Genomic DNA, 19,748 nt, shown 5'->3' on the forward strand with positions numbered 1-19,748 from the left:
GTCGCCGGTCGGGTCCGGTCGTCGGTGCGGTGGGCCCCGACCGTTCGGCCGTGGGCGGGCGGCGACCGCCGGAGGGGCGGTGGTTCCGGCCTCGACCGAGGCCCGGTCGGTCACCCGGTGCGACTCGCCTCAGGACCGGACGGCCGCCGCCCGGGCCGTGGCCTCGCCCGTGCCCTGCGGACCGGCCAGGGCCGGCCGCGGACCGAACCGGGCGGCCGGGGTCGCGAACAGCGTCCGAGCCGGGCGTTCGCCCGCCGGGCCCTCTGCGGTGCGGCGCCCGCCCCCCGGCAGGCCGATGCCCGTCCGTGGTTCCGCCGGGACGGACGGGAGGCCCGACGCGACCGCCAGACCGACTGCGCCCGTCAGGGCCACGGTGCCGGTCAGGGCCACCGTGTTGGAGGGGACCACCGTGGTGGACGGGCCGGCCGGGACCGGCAGGCCCGCGGCATCCGTGGAGCGCGCGCCGCCGGCCACGGCAAATCCACCGGACAGGTTTCGGACAGCGATCTCCGCCGTCGAGGCCGCGAGCCCGTTCCACGCCGTGCTCCCGGCATCGGGCGCATGCACGCCGTCCGGGGCGGATATCGGAAACTGTGCGCCGGGTCGCGCGCCGGGCCGCGCCGTCACCGCGCGGGCGCGGCCAGGGAGGGGTCCCGGAGTCGCGACCGAGGGGCGGCGCCGGGCGGCGCCGCCGGCCCGGATTCCGGGCCGAAGGCCCGGTGCGCCGCGGGCGGACAGCACCTGCCCGATCGCCTCCGGCAGCCCGGCCGCCTTCAGTGTCGGCCGGTATCCCGGCTCGGCCCAGGGCCGGCCGTGGTGCAGCCAGACACTGCGCAGCCCCGTGAGCTCCGCGCCCGCGATGTCGGCGGGGGCGTGGTCGCCGATCATCCAGGTGTCCGCCGTCCAGTCGCCGGTCGGCGCGATGCCGCATCGCTGGGCGGCGATCTCGAAGATCAGCGGGTCGGGCTTGACGCAGTCCGCCTCCTCCGAGATCACCCAGCCGTCGACGAGCGGCCCGAGGCCGGTCCGGCGGATCTTCTCCAGCTGCGGCCGTGTGCCGCCGTTGCTGACGATGCCGAGCGTCCAGCCCGCCTCGCGCGCCGCCCGCAGTGCGTCCACGTGCCGAGGCGGGCATTGGATGTGGGAGTTGATGCCACGCCGGTAGTGCGCCAGCAGTAATTCGAAGGATTCGTCCAAGCCGTAGCGGCGTCGGACGGCGGACAGTACCGTGCTGCGCGGCACGTAGCCGCCGCCGTCGATCGTGACGAACCAGTCGACGTCGCCGGGCGGCAGGTCTCGTTCGGCCAGAAGATCCTGAGCCCAGGCCCGGAAAGCGGCATCCCTGGGGAGCAGCGTGTTGTCGAGGTCGAGCAGGAGCAGGGGCATGCCGAGCATGGTGCCAGCGGGCATGGGTATGCATCTGGCAAATGCCAGAGGCCGTCGCGAACCGGCATGGAATGGCTGAAACCGGTAGCGGCTCGCACCTCCCGGACGCTCCGGCGACGGGTCCGGGGAGGCGGGTACGTCGTGCGGTCTCCGGCCGGTCGGACGGGTACGTCGTGCGGTCTCCGGCCGGACCGCCGCGCGGCAGCGCGCGGTGACGGGCGGCAACGGATCGTCGTCGATCAATGACAGTCCGGTCACGGTGTCCGGGGGGCCTGTTGCGCCGCCCGGTCCGCTCAGTCAAGCTCCAGAGAACCTCCTTTGCCAGAGGGGGCGCGACCGCGCACACGACGGGCGCACCGCCGCCGGCGGGCGCATCCTCCGTTCGCGGGAACAAGGGTGATCCGGGGCTCCGCAGCTGGGCTGAGCCTCTCGCCCGTCGTACTCTGAAAGGACTAGGTCACAAACGGTGGTGCTCGGCGCAGACCGACGTCGTCCCGTGGGCGGCCCTGCTGCCTGGGCAGCGTTGTCCTCTCCTGTCGGCCCATCTCCTGCGAAGAGCCTTGAGCCATGGCTGGTTTTGAGTCCTCCCGACCGGTTGAACCGGACGCGCCCCGGATCGGCGGCGCATCGGCCGGGGGAGACGACCGCCGGAGCGCGGACGGCGTCGAGGTCCGGCCTCCTGCGGTGGGCGCCGGCGCCCTCTCCCGTGCCCTCCGCAACATCGCGCGCCGCAGCCGCCCAGGCTCCCGCCAACGCCGCGAACAGCACCGGTCCGACCCTGTGGAGCCGGCCGTGAACGGACGCCTGGGGCCGGGCGCCGAGCGCCCGGGCGTCCCGGGGCTGTCCAGCGCAACCGGCGAGCCGACCGCGCAGGAGGCTGCCGCCCGTGCCTGCGACCCGGCCTTCCAACACGGTGTGGTGGTCGGTTTCGACGGCTCCCTGTCGAGCGAGCGCGCCCTTGCCTACGCGGTGGGCATGGCCCGTCGCTCGCAGTGCGGACTGGTGATCGTGCACGTCGCCAACCGCCTGCCCGCGACCGTCTGGGCGGGGTGCGAGCCCCCGGTCTTCGTGGACCTCCCCGACCACCGGACCGAGGTCCTCGGCCTGGAGCTCGCCTGTGCGGACTTCCTCGCCGGAGTCCCCTGGATCCTGGTCGAGCGGGGCGGTGACATCTGCCACGAGATCGAGGAGGTCGGCCGCGAGTACGCTGCCGACGCCATCGTGGTCGGCAGCACTCACGGCCTGCTCGGCAAGATCTTCGGATCGGTCTCCGGGCGGTTGGCCCGTCGCGCCAACCGCCCGGTGATCGTGATTCCCTGACGTTCCGTCCTGGCGGCGCGCTGCAGCTGCCGCCGGTTCCTCCCGGCCTCTCGCAGGCCCCCGTGCGCACCGACCGTGTCGGAGCGGTGCGCAGGAGGGCCCGCGGACGGGCGTGCTTCCGTGAGGAGGTGGGTGCGCGTCAGACGACGCCGAGCTCACGGGCGATGAGCATGCGCTGGACCTCCGAGGTGCCCTCCCCGATTTCGAGGATCTTGCAGTCGCGCCAGAAACGCGCCACCGGGAACTCGTTCATGAAGCCGTACCCGCCGTGGATCTGGGTCGCCTCGCGGGCGTTGTCGACGGCGGCCTCGGACGAGTACAGCTTCGCGATCGCGGCCTCCTTCTTGAACGGCTCGGCCTGCAGCAGCCGGGACGCGGCGTCCCGCCAGGCCAGGCGGGAGACGTGCGCGCGCATCTCCATGTCGGCGAGCTTGAACTGGATGGCCTGGTTGGCACCGATCGGCCGGCCGAAGGCGCGGCGCGTACCGGCGTAGCTGACGGACTGGTCGACGCACCCCTGGGCCAGGCCGGTGCCCAGGGCGGCGATGGCGATGCGGCCCTCGTCGAGGATCCGCAGGAACTGGGCGTAGCCGCGGCCGCGCTCGCCCAGCAGGTTGGCCGCGGGGACGCGGCAGTCGGTAAAGGACAGTTCGCGGGTGTCGGAGGCGTTCCACCCGACCTTCGAGTACTTCTTCGAGACCTGGAAGCCGGGGGTCCCGGTGGGCACGATGATGGACGAGATCTCGCGCTGCGGCGAGGAGAATTCGCCTCCTTCACCCGAACGAGCGATCGGTTCGGTGAGGGCGGTGACGGTCACCAGGCCGGTGATCTCGGTGCCCGAGTTGGTGATGAAGCACTTGGTGCCGTTGATGACCCACTCGTCGGTGTCCTCGTCGTACCGCGCCGTGGTGCGGGTCGCGCCGGCGTCGGAACCGCCCTCGGGCTCGGTCAGGCCGAACGCGCCGAGCAGTTCGCCGGAGGTGAGCCGCGGCAGCCACTCGCGCTTCTGCTCCTCCGTGCCGAAGCGGTAGATGGGCATCGCACCGAGCGAGACCGCGGCCTCCAGGGTGATCGCGACCGAGGAGTCGACGCGGGCGAGCTCCTCCAGGGCGAGGCAGAGGGCGAAGTAGTCGCCGCCCATGCCGCCGTACTCCTCCGGGAAGGGCAGGCCGAAGAGGCCCATCCGCCCCATCTCCCGCACGATCTCGTAGGGGAACTCGCCCTGCTCGTAGAACTCGCCGATCTTCGGTGCGACCACGTCCTGGGCGAACTCGGCGACGGTGCGCCGCAGTTCCTCGTACTCGCTGTTCAGCCGGTGGTCGAGCATGGTGATCCTCCTGTGGCCCCGGCGGGGTGGCCGCGGGCGTGAGCGGGGCGACCGCGCGTCCGCCCGACGGTGTGAGGGCGTGACGGCAGCACGGTCTGTTGAGAGTGACGGTCGGTTCCGTCGGTGTGTCGTCGGTGCCGGCCGGACGTGGTTCCGGCCGGCGCCGCGGGTCTGTGCGGGGCGGCGGCCACCGGGCGCCCGGGGGACGCCCGGTGCCGCCGGTCAGGCCCGGGCCGCGCCGAGCAGGGCCTGGACGGTACGGGAGGGGCTCGGCCGGCCGAGCCGCTGAGCCATCCAGCCGCTGGTCGCGACCAGGGCGCGGAGGTCGACCCCGGTCCGGATGCCGAGGCCGTGCAGCATCCAGACCAGGTCCTCGGTGGCCAGGTTCCCGGTGGCGCTCTTGGCGTAGGGGCAGCCGCCCAGACCGCCCGCGGAGGCGTCGACCGTGGTGACGCCGGCGCGCAGGGCGGCCAGGGTGTTGCTGAGCGCCTGGCCGTAGGTGTCGTGGAAGTGCACCGCGAGCCGCTCGGCCGGGACGCCCGCCCGGGCGAAGCCGTCCAGCAGGGCGGTGACCTGGCCCGGAGTGGCCACGCCGATGGTGTCGCCGAGGCTGAGCTCGAAGCAGCCCATCTCCAGCAGCCGGACCCCGAAGCCGACCACCTGGTCGATCGGGACCGGGCCCTCCCACGGGTCCCCGAAGCACATCGAGAGGTAGCCGCGGACCCGGATCCCGGCCTCCGCGGCGCGCGCCACGACCGGCCGGAACATCGCCATCGCCTCGTCCGCCGAGCGGTTGAGGTTGCGCCGGGCGAAGGTCTCGGTGGCGCTCGCGAACACCGCGATGTCGGCGGCGTGGTGGGCGAGCGCCCGGTCGAGGCCGCGCTCGTTGGGCACCAGCACCGGGAGCCGCAGCCCGGGGTGGCGGGCCGGCAGGTCGGCGAGCCGGGGCACCAGCTCCTCGGCGTCGGCGAGCTGGGGCACCCACTTCGGGTGGACGAAGCTGGTCGCCTCGACCGTGCCCAGGCCGGCGGCCGCGAGCCGGGCGATGAACTCGGCCTTGACCTCGACGGGGACGAGGCCGCTCTCGTTCTGCAGTCCGTCGCGCGGGCCGACCTCGTGGATCCGCACCTGCTCGGGCAGGCCCGGGTCGCGGACGGGGTCGGGCAGACCGAGGTCGAGCGCGTCGGGCTCGTGCGCGGGGGAGGCCGCGGGGGCGGTCACGACGCCACCCCGGCCGCGGCCGTCCGCTCGGCGGGGCCGTCCTCGTCCGGGGCGACCACGACCAGCAGCTCCTCCATGGCGACGGTGGCGCCGGCGGTGGCCCGCAGCTCGGTCACCGTGCCGTCGTGCGGGGCGGCGATCACGTGTTCCATCTTCATGGCCTCCAGGACGAGCAGGGGTTGGCCCCGGCGGACCTGCTCGCCGGCCGCCGTCTTCACGACCGTGACGGTGCCCGGCATCGGGGCGGTGAGCGCGCCGTGGTGGGCGGCGCCGGCGGCGGCGCTCTCGCCGACCGGGTCGTACGCGTGCAGCGGCCAGGCGTCGCCGTCGATGCCGAGCCAGGTGACCGGACCGCCCACCGGGTTGGGGGCGCCGTCGGCGGCCAGGGCGAAGGCGGTCTGCAGGCCGGCCGCGGTGAGGTGCAGGCGGTCGCCGGTGCGCACGGCGCGGGCGCGGTGGACCGGCCCGTCGCCGAGCCGGACCTCCACCTCGGGAGTGACGCCCGGCCGGTTGTCAGTGGGCTCCGCTACGTTGCCTGCAGTGATCGGACGGACGCTCACCGTCACCGGATCCTGGCCGGAGGCGCGGAGGCGGTGGGTGGTCCAGGCGGCGTCGCCCCCGAGGCGCCAGCCCGACGGAAGGGAGAAGGGGTCGGTCCAGCCGCCACCGTCGCTGGCGGGGGCGAGGTCGAGGTGCCGCGCGAGCGCGGCCGCGTAGTAGAGGAGGTGCGCCGGTGACGGAGTGTCGGCGGAACCGGCGGAACCGGCGGAACCGGCGGAATCGGCGGAACCGGCGGCGGAAGGAGTGACGGAAGGAGCGACGGAAGGAGTGACGGAAGCGGTGTCGGCGGTCCGGGCCGGGGAGTAGGCCGAGGCCAGCAGTGCGGGCTGCTGCTGGGCCGTCTGCTCCACCAGGCCGGTGTCGAGGCGGCCGGCGGCGACCTCGGGGTGTGCGAGCAGTCGCCGCAGGAAGCCGGTGTTGGTGGTCACGCCGAGGATCCGGGTGTCGGCCAGCGCGGCGCGGAGGCGGCGCAGCGCGGTCGGGCGGTCGGGCCCGTAGGCGATGACCTTGGCGAGCATCGGGTCGTAGGCGCTGGTGATGACGGACCCGGCGGTGACGCCGGAGTCCACCCGGATGCCTTCGCCCTGCGGTTCGTCGAGGACCAGGATGCGCCCGCCGGTGGGCAGGAAGTCCCGTTCCGGGTCCTCGGCGCAGATGCGGGCCTCGATGGCGTGGCCCAGGAAGGAGATGTCCGGCTGGGCGAAGGGCAGGCTCTCGCCGGCGGCGATCCGGACCTGCCACTCGACCAGGTCCAGCCGCTGGGGCTGGGCCGGGGCCGTCGCTGTGCCGGGGGGCGGGGCTGTGACGGCGACGGCGAGTTCGGTGACGGGGTGTTCCACCTGGAGGCGGGTGTTCATCTCCATGAAGAAGAAGTCCCGCACCCCCTCGGCGGGGTCGGGGGAGTCCGGGTCGATGCCGGGGACGATGAACTCCACGGTGCCGGCCCCGGTGTAGCCGCAGGACTCCGCGGCGCGCACGGCCGCGGCGCCCATCGCGGCCCGGGTCTCGGCGTTGAGCAGGACGGAGGGTGCCTCTTCGATCAGCTTCTGGTGGCGGCGCTGCAGGCTGCACTCGCGCTCGCCGAGGTGGACGGTGGTGCCGTGGGCGTCGGCCAGCACCTGCACCTCGATGTGGCGGGGCCGGTCGACCCAGCGCTCCAGCAGCAGGGTGTCGTCGCCGAAGGCGGTGCGGGCGACCCGCCGCGCGGCGGCGATCTCGGTGGGCAGCTCGGCCGGGTCGCGGACCAGGCGCATGCCCTTGCCGCCGCCGCCGGCGGACGGCTTGAGCAGGACCGGGTACCCGATCTCGGCGGCGGCCGCGACGAGTTCCTCGTCGGTCGGCGCGGTCGCCTGGCTGCCCGGGACCACCGGGACGCCGGCGGCGCGGACGGCCTCCTTGGCGTTGATCTTGTCACCCATCAGCTCGACCGCGGCGGGCGGAGGCCCGATGAAGACCAGGCCGGCGTCGGCGCAGGCGCGGGCGAAGGCCGCGTTCTCGGCGAGGAAGCCGTAGCCGGGGTGAACGGCCTGGGCGCCGGTGCGGCGGGCGGCGTCGAGGATCTGGTCGGTCCGCAGGTAGGTCTCGGCGGCCGAGCTGTCGCTGCGGTCGGCCGGTCCGAGCCGGACCGCGGTGTCGGCCTCGCGGACGTGGGGTGCGTCGGCGTCGGCGTCGCTGAACACGGCGACGGAGCGCACGCCGAGCCGCCGCAGGGTGCGGATCACCCGGAGGGCGATCTCGCCGCGGTTGGCGACCAGAACTGTGTCGAACATGGGAGGCGTTCCTCCGGGTCGAGGGGGCCGTACGAAGGAGGTGGTTGGGAGGGGCGGGGGCCGGGTGGCCGGGGCCGGGCGGGGCCGGCCCCGGTGCGGGTCACATCCGGAAGACGCCGTACGGGCCGGGTGCCGGGAGCGGGGCGTTGGCGCAGGCGGTGAGGGCGAGACCGACGACCGTGCGGGTGTCCATCGGGTCGATCACGCCGTCGTCCCAGAGCCGGGCGGTGGCGTAGTACGCGCTGCCCTGGCGCTCGTACTGCTCGCGGACCGGGCGCTTGAACTCCTCCTCGGCGGCGGTCGGCCACTCCTCGCCGTGCGCCTCCAACTGGTCGCGCCGGACGGTGGCCAGGACGGACGCGGCCTGCTCGCCGCCCATGACGGAGATCTTGGCGCCCGGCCACATCCAGAGGAAGCGGGGCGAGTAGGCGCGGCCGCACATCGAGTAGTTGCCGGCCCCGTACGAGCCGCCGATCACCACGGTCAGCTTCGGGACGCGGGTGCAGGCGACGGCGTTGACCATCTTGGCGCCGTGCTTGGCGATGCCGCCCGCCTCGTACTGCCGGCCGACCATGAACCCGGTGATGTTCTGCAGGAAGAGGAGGGGGATGCCGCGCTGGTCGCACAGCTCGATGAAGTGGGCGCCCTTGACGGCGGACTCGGAGAAGAGCACGCCGTTGTTGGCGACGATGCCGACCGGGTGGCCGTGGATCCGGGCGAAGCCGGTCACCAGGGTCGCGCCGTAGTCGGCCTTGAACTCGGCGAAGCGGCTGCCGTCGACCAGCCGGGCGATCACCTCCCGCACGTCGTACGGGGTGCGCGGGTCGACCGGGACGGCTCCGTAGAGGCCGGCCGGGTCGACCGCGGGCGGCTCGGCCGGTTCGAGCGGCCACGGCTTCGCCGGGCGCGGGCCGAGCCCGGCGACGATGGTGCGGACGATGGACAGCGCGTGGGCGTCGTCCTCGGCCAGGTGGTCGGTGACCCCGGAGGTCCGGGAGTGGAGCTCGCCGCCGCCCAGTTCCTCGGCGGTGACCACCTCGCCGGTGGCGGCCTTCACCAGGGGCGGTCCGCCGAGGAAGATCGTGCCCTGGTTGCGGACGATGACGGCCTGGTCGCTCATCGCGGGGACGTACGCGCCGCCCGCGGTGCACGAGCCGAGCACGGCGGCGATCTGCGGGATGCCCGCGGCGGAGAGCCGGGCCTGGTTGTAGAAGATCCGGCCGAAGTGGTCGCGGTCGGGGAAGACCTCGTCCTGCATCGGGAGGAAGGCGCCGCCGGAGTCCACCAGGTAGATGCAGGGCAGGCGGTTCTCCAGCGCGACCTCCTGGGCGCGCAGGTGCTTCTTCACCGTCATCGGGTAGTACGTGCCGCCCTTGACGGTGGCGTCGTTGGCGACGACGACCACCTCGCGTCCGGCGACCCGGCCGATGCCCGCGATGACGCCCGCCGCCGGGGCGGCGCCGTCGTACATCCCGTCGGCCGCGAGCGGGGCCAGTTCGAGGAAGGGGGACGCCGGGTCGAGCAGGGTGTCGACGCGGTCGCGCGGGAGTAGCTTGCCCCGGGAGGTGTGGCGGGCCCGGGCCTTGGCCCCGCCGCCGAGCGCGGCCGTGCCGAGCTTCTCGCGCAGCTCGGCGACCAGGGCCCGGTGGGCCTCGGTGTTGGCTCGGTAGGACTCGGAGCCCGGATCGACGGCGGTGCCGAGCCGGGGCGCGGGAGCCGCGGCCCCCGGCGCGACGGACCCGGCGACCGCGCCGCCCGGGCCGGAGACGCCCGCGCCGGGCGTGCTGCCGTTGACGCCGGTGGGTACGCCGGCGGTGGAGATGACCATTCCCAAGAGCTCCCTTGCCCTCGGCACCAGGTGGGTGGCAGAGCCGGGTGAGCCCGCGACCCCCAACGTTAATGAGCGTTAACTCGTGCCGCCCAGGTTAACGGTCGATAACCCGACTGTCTACGATGGGCAGCATGCCGAACGTCCCCGCCGCATCCGCGCTCCCACGCCGTGACCAGATCCGCAGGGAGGCGGCCCGGCTGTTCGCCGCCCGCGGCTTCCTCGGCGTCGGCGTCGACGAGATCGGCAAGGCCGTCGGCATCAGCGGGCCGGGCCTCTACCGGCACTTCGCCGGCAAGGACGCGATGCTCGCCGACCTGCTGATCGGGATCAGCGAGCGCCTGCTGGAGGAGGGACGCCGCCGGGCGGGCAACGGCGACGGCGCGGCCGAGGCGCTGGACGCGCTGATCGGCGGCCACGTCGAGTTCGCGCTCGACGACCGCGACCTGATCACCCTGCACGACCGCGAACTGCTGAACCTCAAGGAGGAGGACCGCCGCACGGTCCGCCGGCTCCAGCGCGGCTACCTCGAACTGTGGGTGGACGTGGTCCGGCGCGCCTACCCGGCGCTGGCCGAGTCCGCGGCCGAGCCGGTCGCCCGGGCCGCCGTGCACGCCGTCTTCGGGTTGATCAACTCGACCCCGCACAGCCTCGGCCCGAACCCCGCGCAGGACGACCGGGCCGCCGGCCTGCAGCGCGACGGCATGGCGGCACTGCTGCACAGCCTCGCCCACGGCGCCTTCTCGGCGGCGGCCGGCGCCGCTGCCTCGGGTGCCGGGGCCTCCGGCGCCGAGGTCGACGTCGCCGCCGACGCCGGGATCCCCGCCGACGCCGGGATCCCCGCCGACGCCGGCGACTGACCGGCCCGGGAGCCGGCCCTGGGTGGTTCCGCGGCGGGGCGGCGGCCCCGGGGCGGGCCTGGCCGGCGGCTGCGCCGGTGGCGGGTGGGCGCGGGGCGCATCGTCGTCCACCCTGGAAGTCGGCCGCTCCGGCGACGCGGCCGTGGCGGCGTGCGGTCGGGAATCACCGAGGGCCGTGGGCTGTTGGCTCCTCCGCCGGACCGGACGCCCGGCACGCTCTGGCCGGACGGTCCCCGGACAAAGCCATGGCGGCCACCCGACGGAATGGTTAGCATCCCTAAATATGCCTGAGACTCACGGATCTACGGTGGAGCTTTCCCCGAGCGGCACCCGAACCGGCGCCCAGGGCACCCCGGGCGAGCCGGCCGGCACCGATGCGCCGCGGGACGGCAGAGGCAGACCCGCGGGCGGTACGCCCGGCGGCCCGGTGCCCGGCGACGGCGCACCCGGCAGCGGCGGGCCGAAGGACGGCGGAGCCGACGGCCCGGGTTGGCTGCGGCGGCTGATCGGCTACTGCTGGCGGTCGCGGCGCAGCGTGCTGCTGGCCTTCGGCGCCTCCCTCGTCGGCATGGCCGTCACGGCCCTGGTCCCGCTGGTCACCAAGCTGATCATCGACGACGTCATCACCGCGCACACCCGGTCGCTGGCCCCGTGGGCGGTCGTCCTGCTGCTGGCGGCGGTGCTGGTGTTCGCCTGCACCCAGGTGCGCCGGTACTACGGCGGTCAGCTCGCCCTCGACGTCCAGCACGACATGCGCAGCGACCTGTTCCGCTCGCTCGGCCGGCTCGACGGCCACCGGCAGGACCGGCTGGACACCGGCCAGGTGGTCGGCCGCGCCACGTCCGACCTCCAGCTGATCAACGGCCTGCTGTCGATGCTGCCGATGATGACCGGCTACCTGCTGATGTTCGTCATGTCGCTGGCCGTGATGATCTGGCTCTCGCCGCCGCTCACCCTGATCGCGCTGGTCATGGGCCCGGCACTCTGGTGGGTCTCGGTACTGAGCCGCAAGCGCCTGTTCCCGTCCACCTGGGCCGCCCAGCAGGAGGCCGCGGCCGTCGCGGGCGTGGTCGACGAGGCGGTCGGCGGCGTGCGGGTGGTCAAGGGCTTCGGCCAGGAGGCCCAGGAGCTGGACAAGCTGGAGTCGGCGTCGCGCAACCTCTTCGCGGCCCGGCTGCGCTCGATCCGCCTGAACAGCCGCTACAACCCGGCGATGCAGGCGATCCCGGCGCTGGCCCAGGTCGCGGTGCTGGCGTTCGGCGGGTGGCTGGCCGTGGACGGCCGGGTCTCGCTCGGTACCTTCGTGGCCTTCTCCACCTACGTCGCCCAGATGACCGGCCCGGTCCGGATGCTGACCGTGGTGATCACCGTCGGCCAGCAGGCCAGGGCGGGCGTGGAGCGGGTGCTCCAGCTGATCGACGAGCGGCCGCTGGTGCAGGAGCACCCGGGCGCGGCGGTCCTCGACCTCGCCGGGGCCGCCCCCACCGGGTCCGACGCCACCGGCGCGTCCGCCGTGACCGGCGCGGCCACCGGCACCGGCGCTTCCGACCCGGCCCCGCGGGTGGTCGGCGCCCGCACCTCCGACGTGGCGCTGGAGTTCGACCGGGTCGAGTTCCGCTACGACCCCGAGCACCCGGCACCCGTGCTGCACGGGCTCGACCTGAAGCTCGCCCCCGGCGAGACCCTGGCCCTGGTCGGGGCGTCCGGTTCGGGCAAGTCGACGGTGGCGCAGCTCGTGCCGCGGTTCTACGACCCGGCGGCCGGTGCGGTCCGTCTCTACGGTCACGACCTGCGCGACCTCACCCTCGACTCGGTCCGGGCGGCCGTCGGCATCGTGCCCGAGGAGAGCTTCCTGTTCTCCGAGACCGTCCGCACCAACATCGCCTACGGGCGGCCCGACGCCACCGACGAGCAGGTCGTGGCGGCCGCCCGCGCGGCGCAGGCCGACGAGTTCGTCCGGCAGCTGCCCGACGGCTACGAGACCAAGGTCGGCGAGCAGGGCCTCACGCTCTCCGGCGGCCAGCGCCAGCGCATCGCCCTGGCCCGGGCCATCCTCACCGACCCGCGGATCCTGCTGCTCGACGACGCCACCTCGGCGGTCGACCCGCAGATCGAGGCGGAGATCCACGACGCGCTGCGGTCGGTCATGGCCGGCCGCACCACCCTGCTGATCGCCCACCGCCGCTCCACCCTCCAGCTCGCCGACCGGATCGCCGTCCTGGACCACGGCCGGCTGCTGGACATCGGGACGCACGAGGAGCTCGACGGCCGATGTCCGCAGTACCGGGCGCTGATATCCGACCACGAGACCGACCGCACCGGCGGCCGGGCCGTCCCCGGGGCGGTCACCGCCGGGACGCCGGTCGGCGCAGCCGCCAACGGTTCCACCGGCGGACCCTCCACCGGCGGACCCGCGACCGCCACCGCAGCCGTCACGGCGACCGGCGTCTCCAGGGCCACCCCGGCCACCACCACCGCCGAGCCGACCGCGCCGACGACCGGGAACGCCGCCGCCACCGCGGACGCCCCCACCCCGGAGCCCGCACCCGACCTGCCGACCGCGGCCCTGACCAAGGCGGCCCGCACCGCCGCCCCCGACCTGATCGCCAAGGTCGCCGCGCTCCCGCCGGCCACCGACACGCCCGCGATACCCCGTGCCGAGGCCGAGGCCGGCGACCCGGACTTCACCCTCCGCCGCCTGCTGCGTCCGTTCCGTCGTCCACTCGCCCTCGCCCTGCTGCTGGTCGCCCTCGACGCGGGCGCCAACCTGGTGCTGCCGGTCCTGATCCGGCACGGCATCGACGACGGTGTGAGCAAGGCGCTGATGTCGGGCGTGACCGTCGCCGCGCTGACCGCGCTGGTGGTCGTCCTGTTGGACTGGCTGGTGCAGAGCGCCGAGAACCGGGTCAGCGGCCGGACCGGCGAGCGCGTGCTCTACACCCTCCGGCTCAAGATCTTCAGCCACCTCAACCGGCTGGGCCTCGACTACTACGAGCGCGAGCTGTCCGGCCGGATCATGACCCGGATGACCACGGACCTGGACTCGCTGACGTCCTTCCTGCAGACCGGTGTCGTCACCGCCGTGGTCAGCCTGCTCACCTTCTTCGGCATCTTCGGCGCCCTGCTGGTCATCGACGCCGGCCTGGCCCTGGTGGTCTTCGCCGTGCTGCCGCTGCTGGTCGCCGCGACGCTGGTCTTCCGCAAGAAGTCCAAGGCCCAGTACGAGATCTCGCGCGACCTGATCAGCACGGTCAACGCCGACCTGCAGGAGAACGTCGCCGGCATGCGGATCGTCCAGGCCTTCCGCCGGCTGGACGCCAACACCGACCGCTTCGTCGCCCGGGGCATCGCCTACCGCGATGCCCGGGTCCGGGCACAGCTCTACATCTCGCTGTACTTCCCGTTCGTCCAGTTCCTCTCCAGCGTGGCCGCCGCGCTGGTGCTGATCGTGGGCGCCGAGCGGGTCGACTCGGGCACCCTGACGGTCGGAGCCCTGGTCGCCTACCTGCTCTACATCGACCTGTTCTTCGCCCCGGTGAACCAGCTCTCGCAGGTCTTCGACGGCTATCAGCAGGCGGCCGTCGGCCTGGGCCGGATCCGCGAGCTGCTGCGCACCCCGACCACGACGGCCGAGGCCGCCGACGCGGTGCCCGTGCGCGAGCGCCTCCGCGGCGAGATCGACTTCGAGGACGTCAGCTTCGCCTACAACGGCGGTGCCGACGGGGCCCCGGACGTGCTCACCGGCGTCACCCTGCACGTTCCCGCGGGGCAGACGGTGGCACTGGTCGGCGAGACGGGGGCCGGCAAGTCGACGCTGGTCAAGCTGGTCGCCCGGTTCTACGACGCGACCGCCGGCACCGTGCGGGTGGACGGCGTCGACCTGACCCGCTACGACCTGGCGCAGTACCGCCACCGGCTCGGCGTGGTGCCGCAGGAGGCGTACCTGTTCGCGGGCACGGTGCGCGAGGCGATCGCCTACGGGCGGCCCTCGGCCTCGGCGGCAGAGGTGGAGGAGGCGGCCCGCGCGGTCGGCGCGCACGACATGATCGTCAAGCTCTCGGGCGGCTACGACCACGAGGTCACCGGTCGCGGCAGGAACCTCTCGGCGGGGCAGCGCCAGCTGATCGCGCTGGCCCGGGCCGAGCTGGTCGATCCGGACGTCCTGTTGCTGGACGAGGCCACCGCGGCGCTGGACCTGGCCACCGAGGCGGCCGTCAACCACGCGTCCGACCGGCTCAGCGGCGGCCGCACCACCCTGGTGATCGCCCACCGACTCACCACCGCCGAGCGGGCCGACCGGGTCGTCGTCCTCGACCACGGCAAGGTGGTCGAGGACGGCACGCACACCGAGCTGCTCGCCCGGGGCGGCGTGTACGCGCGGCTCTGGCAGGCGTTCATCGCCGACGGTCACCCCGCCCCCGCACCGGTGGCGGCGCCGGTGGCGGGTTACTGACTTCAGCGCCGAGGTCGGTGGGCACCCCGAGGCGGGTCCGGTCACCCCGGTCGGGGCCCCGGACCCGCCCGCTCAGACGGCGAGCAGCGCGGAGAGCAGTCCGGTCACGTCGCCCCCGCGCGGCAGGCCGCTGACCTGTCCGTCGCCCACCTCCACCACCCGCCAGCCGGAGCCGTCGGCCCGGCTGGCGAGGTCGGTGGTGACGAAGCGGCAGCCCAGCGCGCGGACCGGCGGCCTGACGGCGGTGAGATCCGGCTCGGCGGACTGCTCCGGAGCGTCGGGGTGGGGTCCGACCAGGACGGGCTCGCCGTCCAGCCACCACACCCGGGCCTCGACCGTCCGGCCGTTCCCGCCGGCCCCTCTCGCCGCCGACGTGCCGCCCGCCGGCTCGCCGCCGCTCGGCCCGTGCGCGCCGACGACGCTGGTGCTGTCGACGGCGGTGTCGTCGGCCCGGGCGAACTCCTCGAAGCGGCGCAGCACCACCCCGCCCGCCAGGAAGTCGCCCTGCAGATCGACGAAGCGCGCCACGACCCGCCCGACCGCGGCCGGATCGGCCAACTCCGGGATGTAGCAGGCCTCGTCCCACTCGTCCTTGCGGGACTTCACGTAGTCCTTGACGATCGCCGGCCCGTGCCCGCCGAGCCGCGCCACGGCGGCCGCCAGTTGCTCGGGGCCGGGCCTCGCGGCCGTCGGGGCCAGCGGGATCCAGACGCTCTGCGGGGTGGCCCCCTCGAACACGCCGTACCAGCCGGGCAGTTCGTGCGCCGAGGCGTAAGCGGGGGCGCTGGTCAGCAGGCTGGCGCCGCGGCCGGCCAGCGTCCGGGCGAAGGCGGCGTAGTCGGCGGACGGCATCATCCAACCCCGGTACCAGACCGGGCCGCAGTCCCGCGGCACCCGCCGGACCGCGTCCTCAGCCTCCCCGGCGAGCAGGGCGTCGTGGTCGACGAGGTACTGCTCGCCGCCCAGCTCGCGCAGCGTCCGGGCCTCCCAGGCGAAGTGCGGGTCCGGTCGGCGGGGGTGGAGCGGGTCGGCCGGGAAGATGATTCCTGGTGCAGGCATGGGCGCCACGGTACGGGTGGGCGCGGTGAGCGGTGACCCCAACACCCGTGCGTCCGGAGGAATCCGGTCGACGCTCCGGAGGCGGCGCTGCGAGAGTGGCCCGATGCGAAACCTGTTGCGCACGAAGCGGACTCCCCGGCGGGCGGCCCGGACGGTGGTCCTCGACGAGAGCGGCTCCGTCTTCCTCCTCCGCTCCGACAACATCGAGGTCGGCGTGCACTGGACGATGCCCGGCGGCGGCATCGAGGCGGGCGAGACGCCGTGGGCCGGCGCGCGGCGCGAACTCTGGGAGGAGACCGGCTGGACCGACCTCGAACCCGGTCCGCTGCTCTGCACCTGGGAGCACGACTTCACCTGGCACGGCATCCGAGTCCGCCAGCACGAGCACATCTACCTGACCAGCGGTCCGCACCGGGGGCCGGTCGGAGACGTCAGTGCGGTGCACGCCGCCGACCTGATCCTGGACTGGCGCTGGTGGACACCGTCCGATCTCGCCGACCCGGACGCGGACGCGCTCTGGCCGCCCCGGCTCCCGGAGCTGCTGGCCGACGTCCGGGACGGCTGGCTCTCCGACCGGCGCGAACCGGTCCCCGTGCACCTCGGCTACGTCCCCAACGCCCCGGCGCCGACCGCCTGATCACCCGGTGCCGCTGCGGTGGGCCCCGCTACGGCGTCGGCCGCGGGCCGCGCCGGCCGGGTCGCCCGGCCGGTCCGGCCTGCCAACCGTGCAGGTCCAGCTCCCGGTCGTGCAGCGCATCGGGGTTGATCAGTACCGACAGCTGCGTGCCCGCCAGCCGGTCGAACCCCAGGCCGGTGGCGTGCAACAACTGCTCCGTGGGCACCGAGACGGCGATGGCGGGCCGCCACGCGGGCAGTACCACCAGGACGGTGCCGCGGCCGACCTTGACGAGTTCGGCCGTCACCCGGATCGCCCGACGCGCCTCGGGGAGGTTCGGCGTGCCGCCGATCAGGATGCCCAGCGGCGTCTCGGCACCCGCCGGCGCGGCGCTGCCTGCGGCGGGCCCGCCTGCACCACCGGCCCCGGCCCCCGGTCCCCTGCCTGCGGCGCCTGCCGCCCGGTCGACGGTCGCGTCTCCCGAGGCGGCCGTCGCGGCCGACGCCCACGTCGCCCCCGGCTCGCCGACGCCGGCGCGGCTCGCGGGTGCCGTCCCGGGGTGCATCCGGCGCAGCCGCCGGGAGGGCGAAGGCCTCCTGGTGGGGACCGCGCGCGGCTCCTCCTGCGCGGCGCGCAGGACGGGGACCGCCCGGTCCCGGGCGGGTTCGACGGGCGGCTGGAGGTGCACGAAACGGAGGGCGCCGTCGGCCGGCTCGCCACGGCCGCCGTCGTCCTCGTGGCCGGCGCTGCTGCGCGGCCGGGGCACGCTGTCCGCTCGGGCGGCACCGCCGTTCCCGTCGTCCGCCCCCGTGACCGAGCAGCGCCGGGCGGCCTCGCCGGCCGGGCCGGAGGCCGCGGACGTCGCCGCGGCGGCCGAAGGTACCGGGGGGGAACCCACGTCGGCGGGCGCGGACGGGCCGGGCGAGGGCAGCTCGGGAGCGGTCGCGGTGTGGTCGAGCGTGGTCATCGGCACGGGCCCTTCGCGGTGCGGTCCCGACGATCCTCCCGCACCGCGCGACCAGCTCCAAGCGGCTCTCCGCCAGGTGTGCGCCACACCACCGCTCCCTCCCTTCCTTTCGGACACCGCATTCTCCCCGGCCGCCGCCGAGGCGGTTCCCGGTCCGGCCGGAGTTCTCCCACGGCAGGACCCTGCGCGGGAAACTCCCTCCCTCGTCGCGGAGGATCGACGCTATGCTCGGCAGCATGAAGCGCTTCGCAGGTCTCAACTGGTGGCCGTCCTAGGACGGCCACCAGCCACGCCTGACCAGGGCCGTCCGGACGGACGGCCCTGACGCGTCTTCCGACGGAACGGGCCCGAGCCCCGGACGGCCGTGAACTCACCGCCGTACCGAGGAGAACCCCGTGACCGTCGCCACCACCGCCATCGCCGCCGAGATTCCCACCGCCACCGAGGCCACCGCATCCGCCGGCCTCGACGAACGGATCCGCCGCAGCCCGGGCGCCCACCGCGTCCTCACCGGTGACCGCCCCACCGGCCCGCTCCACCTCGGCCACTACTTCGGCACGCTGCAGAACCGGGTCCGCCTCCAGCGCCTCGGGGTCGAGATGTTCGTCGTGGTCGCCGACTACCAGGTGATCACCGACCGCGACATCGCCGACCGGCTCGCCGAGCACGCCGAGAACCTCGTCCTCGACTACCTCGCCACCGGTCTCGACCCCGACCGCGCCACGATCTTCGCCCACAGCGCAGTCCCCGCCCTCAACCAGCTGCTACTGCCCTTCCTCAGTCTGGTCAGCGTCTCCGAGCTGAGCCGCAACCCCACCGTCAAGGACGAGATCACCCACTCCCGCCAGGCCGCCGTCAGCGGGCTGATGTTCACCTACCCCGTCCACCAGGCCGCCGACATCCTCTTCTGCAAGGCGGACGCGGTCCCGGTCGGCCAGGACCAGCTGCCCCACCTCGAAGTCGCCCGCACCGTCGCCCGCCGCTTCAACGAGCGCTACCCGCACCCGGACGGCACAGCGGTCTTCCCCCACCCCGAGGGCCTGCTCTCCGCCGCCCCGCTGCTGCTCGGCACCGACGGCACCAAGATGAGCAAGAGCCGCGGCAACGCCGTCGCCCTCGCAGCCGACGAGGACACCACGGCCCGCCTGATCCGCTCCGCCAAGACCGACACCGAGCGCCGGATCAGCTACGACCCGGTCGCCCGCCCGGAGGTGTCGAGCCTCGTCCTGCTCGCCGCGCTCTGCCAGGACCGCCGACCGGAGGAGGTGGCCGAGGAGATCGGGGACGGCGGCGGCGCCGCGCTCAAGCGGACGGTGACCGAGGCCGTCAACGAACACCTCCGCCCGATCCGGGCACGCCGCGCCGAACTCGCCGCCGACCGCGGCTACGTCCGGCAGGTCCTGCGCGACGGTGCCGAGCGCGCCAACGCCGTGGCCGACGCCACGCTCGACGAGGTCAGGGCGGTGATGGGATCGGTCTGAAGAGCACGGGGCATACCTACTGCGGGCGGCACCCCAGACCGGGCACGGACCACTCCGGACCCCGGCGGTGCCCCGTTCCGCCGCAGCGCGCCCCTCGCCCCGTCGCACCCCACCCGGGCTCGTCGCGCCACCCGCACCCTGGAAGGATCCCGGCCATGGACCAGCACCCGACCTCGCCCGGCCGAGGGCTGACCCGCCCGCCGCACCTCCGCCCCGGGGATCACGTCACCGTGGTCGCCCCCAGTAGCCCCATCGACCCCCAGCGGCTCACCGCCGGGACCGAGATCCTGCGCTCCTGGGGGCTGCGGGTGACCGTCGCCCCACACGTCCTCGACATCCACCCCGTCCTCGGCCACCTCGCCGGCACCGACGCCGATCGCGCCGCCGACCTCCAGACCGCCTGGCTCGACCCGGCCGTCGACGCGGTGATCTGCGCCCGCGGCGGCTACGGCGTCCACCGCATGGTCGACCTGCTCGACTGGGACGCGATGCGCGAGGTCCCGCCCAAGGCGCTCGTCGGCTTCAGCGACGTCACCTCCCTGCACGAGGCCTTCGCCCAGCGGCTCGGCGTCGCCACCCTGCACGGTCCGATGAGCGCGGCCGCGTCCTTCCTCACCGACGGCCCGACCGCCGAGCACCTGCGGCGCACCCTCTTCGAGCCGGCAGCCACCACGGTCCTCACCTCGCCCACGGCCACCACGCTCGTGCCCGGGCGGGTCCGGGGCACCACCGCCGGGGGATGCCTCACCGTCCTCACCGCCGAACGCGGCACGCCCGCCGCCCGGCCCTCCTTCGCCGGAAGCATCCTGCTCCTGGAGGACGTCAACGAGCACCCGTACCAGCTCGACCGCCTCCTCACCCAGCTCCTGCGCTCCGGCGCCCTGGACGGCGTCGCCGGCA

At 74.6% G+C, this 19,748-nt stretch carries 13 protein-coding genes (1 of these 13 cut by a window edge); 6 read left to right on the forward strand and 7 right to left on the reverse strand.

Features of this window, described 5'->3' with window-relative positions:
- Nucleotides 1–129 precede the first annotated feature (129 nt).
- Nucleotides 130–1,410 carry an HAD-IA family hydrolase gene (locus tag ACF9IK_RS23645; protein WP_395296117.1) on the reverse strand — a complete coding sequence of 427 codons (1,281 nt, stop codon included), beginning with the start codon at nucleotides 1,408–1,410 and terminating at the stop codon, nucleotides 130–132.
- 816 nt (nucleotides 1,411–2,226) lie between these two features.
- On the opposite strand from ACF9IK_RS23645, the gene ACF9IK_RS23650 reads away from it, so the two are divergent.
- Complete coding sequence (locus ACF9IK_RS23650) at nucleotides 2,227–2,706, forward strand: universal stress protein (RefSeq protein ID WP_395298663.1); 480 nt, start codon at nucleotides 2,227–2,229, stop codon at nucleotides 2,704–2,706.
- 139 nt (nucleotides 2,707–2,845) lie between these two features.
- On the opposite strand, the gene ACF9IK_RS23655 is transcribed toward ACF9IK_RS23650, so the two are convergent.
- The 4 genes from ACF9IK_RS23655 to ACF9IK_RS23670 all read right to left on the reverse strand — a co-directional run bounded on the left by ACF9IK_RS23655 (nucleotide 2,846) and on the right by ACF9IK_RS23670 (nucleotide 9,412).
- A complete protein-coding gene (locus ACF9IK_RS23655) occupies nucleotides 2,846–4,033 on the reverse strand; it encodes an acyl-CoA dehydrogenase family protein (RefSeq protein ID WP_395296118.1) in 1,188 nt (395 codons plus the stop codon).
- A gap of 222 nt (nucleotides 4,034–4,255) precedes the next feature.
- A complete protein-coding gene (locus tag ACF9IK_RS23660) occupies nucleotides 4,256–5,254 on the reverse strand; it encodes a hydroxymethylglutaryl-CoA lyase (RefSeq protein ID WP_395296119.1) in 999 nt (332 codons plus the stop codon).
- The gene (locus tag ACF9IK_RS23665) at nucleotides 5,251–7,584 is read right to left on the reverse strand and encodes a biotin carboxylase N-terminal domain-containing protein (protein WP_395296120.1); all 2,334 of its coding nucleotides are present in this window, start codon (nucleotides 7,582–7,584) and stop codon (nucleotides 5,251–5,253) included. The genes ACF9IK_RS23660 and ACF9IK_RS23665 overlap by 4 nt, the downstream gene beginning before the upstream one ends.
- Nucleotides 7,585–7,684: 100 nt before the next feature.
- Nucleotides 7,685–9,412 carry a carboxyl transferase domain-containing protein gene (locus ACF9IK_RS23670; protein WP_395296121.1) on the reverse strand — a complete coding sequence of 576 codons (1,728 nt, stop codon included), beginning with the start codon at nucleotides 9,410–9,412 and terminating at the stop codon, nucleotides 7,685–7,687.
- Nucleotides 9,413–9,546: 134 nt separating this feature from the next.
- Here ACF9IK_RS23670 and ACF9IK_RS23675 point away from each other — a divergent pair, with 134 nt between their 5' ends.
- Together ACF9IK_RS23675 and ACF9IK_RS23680 are read left to right on the forward strand one after the other, a co-directional pair.
- Nucleotides 9,547–10,272, forward strand: coding sequence for a TetR/AcrR family transcriptional regulator (locus tag ACF9IK_RS23675; RefSeq protein WP_395296122.1), 726 nt, complete (start codon nucleotides 9,547–9,549; stop codon nucleotides 10,270–10,272).
- A 283-nt stretch (nucleotides 10,273–10,555) separates the two neighbouring features.
- Nucleotides 10,556–14,725: an ABC transporter ATP-binding protein gene (locus ACF9IK_RS23680; protein WP_395296123.1), complete on the forward strand. Its 4,170-nt coding sequence runs from the start codon at nucleotides 10,556–10,558 to the stop codon at nucleotides 14,723–14,725.
- A 72-nt stretch (nucleotides 14,726–14,797) separates the two neighbouring features.
- Here ACF9IK_RS23680 and ACF9IK_RS23685 read toward each other — a convergent pair whose 3' ends face one another.
- Nucleotides 14,798–15,784 carry an ATP-grasp domain-containing protein gene (locus tag ACF9IK_RS23685; protein ID WP_395296124.1) on the reverse strand — a complete coding sequence of 329 codons (987 nt, stop codon included), beginning with the start codon at nucleotides 15,782–15,784 and terminating at the stop codon, nucleotides 14,798–14,800.
- Nucleotides 15,785–15,887: 103 nt separating this feature from the next.
- Here ACF9IK_RS23685 and ACF9IK_RS23690 point away from each other — a divergent pair, with 103 nt between their 5' ends.
- Nucleotides 15,888–16,421, forward strand: coding sequence for an NUDIX hydrolase (locus ACF9IK_RS23690; RefSeq protein WP_395296125.1), 534 nt, complete (start codon nucleotides 15,888–15,890; stop codon nucleotides 16,419–16,421).
- 28 nt (nucleotides 16,422–16,449) lie between these two features.
- On the opposite strand, the gene ACF9IK_RS23695 is transcribed toward ACF9IK_RS23690, so the two are convergent.
- A complete protein-coding gene (locus ACF9IK_RS23695) occupies nucleotides 16,450–17,367 on the reverse strand; it encodes a hypothetical protein (RefSeq protein WP_395296126.1) in 918 nt (305 codons plus the stop codon).
- A 428-nt stretch (nucleotides 17,368–17,795) separates the two neighbouring features.
- Between ACF9IK_RS23695 and trpS the strand changes: the two genes are divergently transcribed.
- Both trpS and ACF9IK_RS23705 read left to right on the forward strand, forming a co-directional pair.
- Nucleotides 17,796–18,848: a tryptophan--tRNA ligase gene (gene trpS, locus ACF9IK_RS23700; RefSeq protein ID WP_395298664.1), complete on the forward strand. Its 1,053-nt coding sequence runs from the start codon at nucleotides 17,796–17,798 to the stop codon at nucleotides 18,846–18,848.
- 155 nt (nucleotides 18,849–19,003) lie between these two features.
- On the forward strand, nucleotides 19,004–19,748 hold the 5' portion of the coding sequence (locus ACF9IK_RS23705) for a S66 peptidase family protein (protein WP_395296127.1). 257 nt of this gene lie beyond the right edge of the window; 745 of the gene's 1,002 nt are visible here — the first part of the coding sequence; the start codon lies at nucleotides 19,004–19,006; the stop codon falls past the right edge of the window.

It is taken from the genome of Kitasatospora hibisci (genome assembly GCF_043950205.1).
Taxonomy (GTDB): domain Bacteria; phylum Actinomycetota; class Actinomycetes; order Streptomycetales; family Streptomycetaceae; genus Kitasatospora; species Kitasatospora hibisci.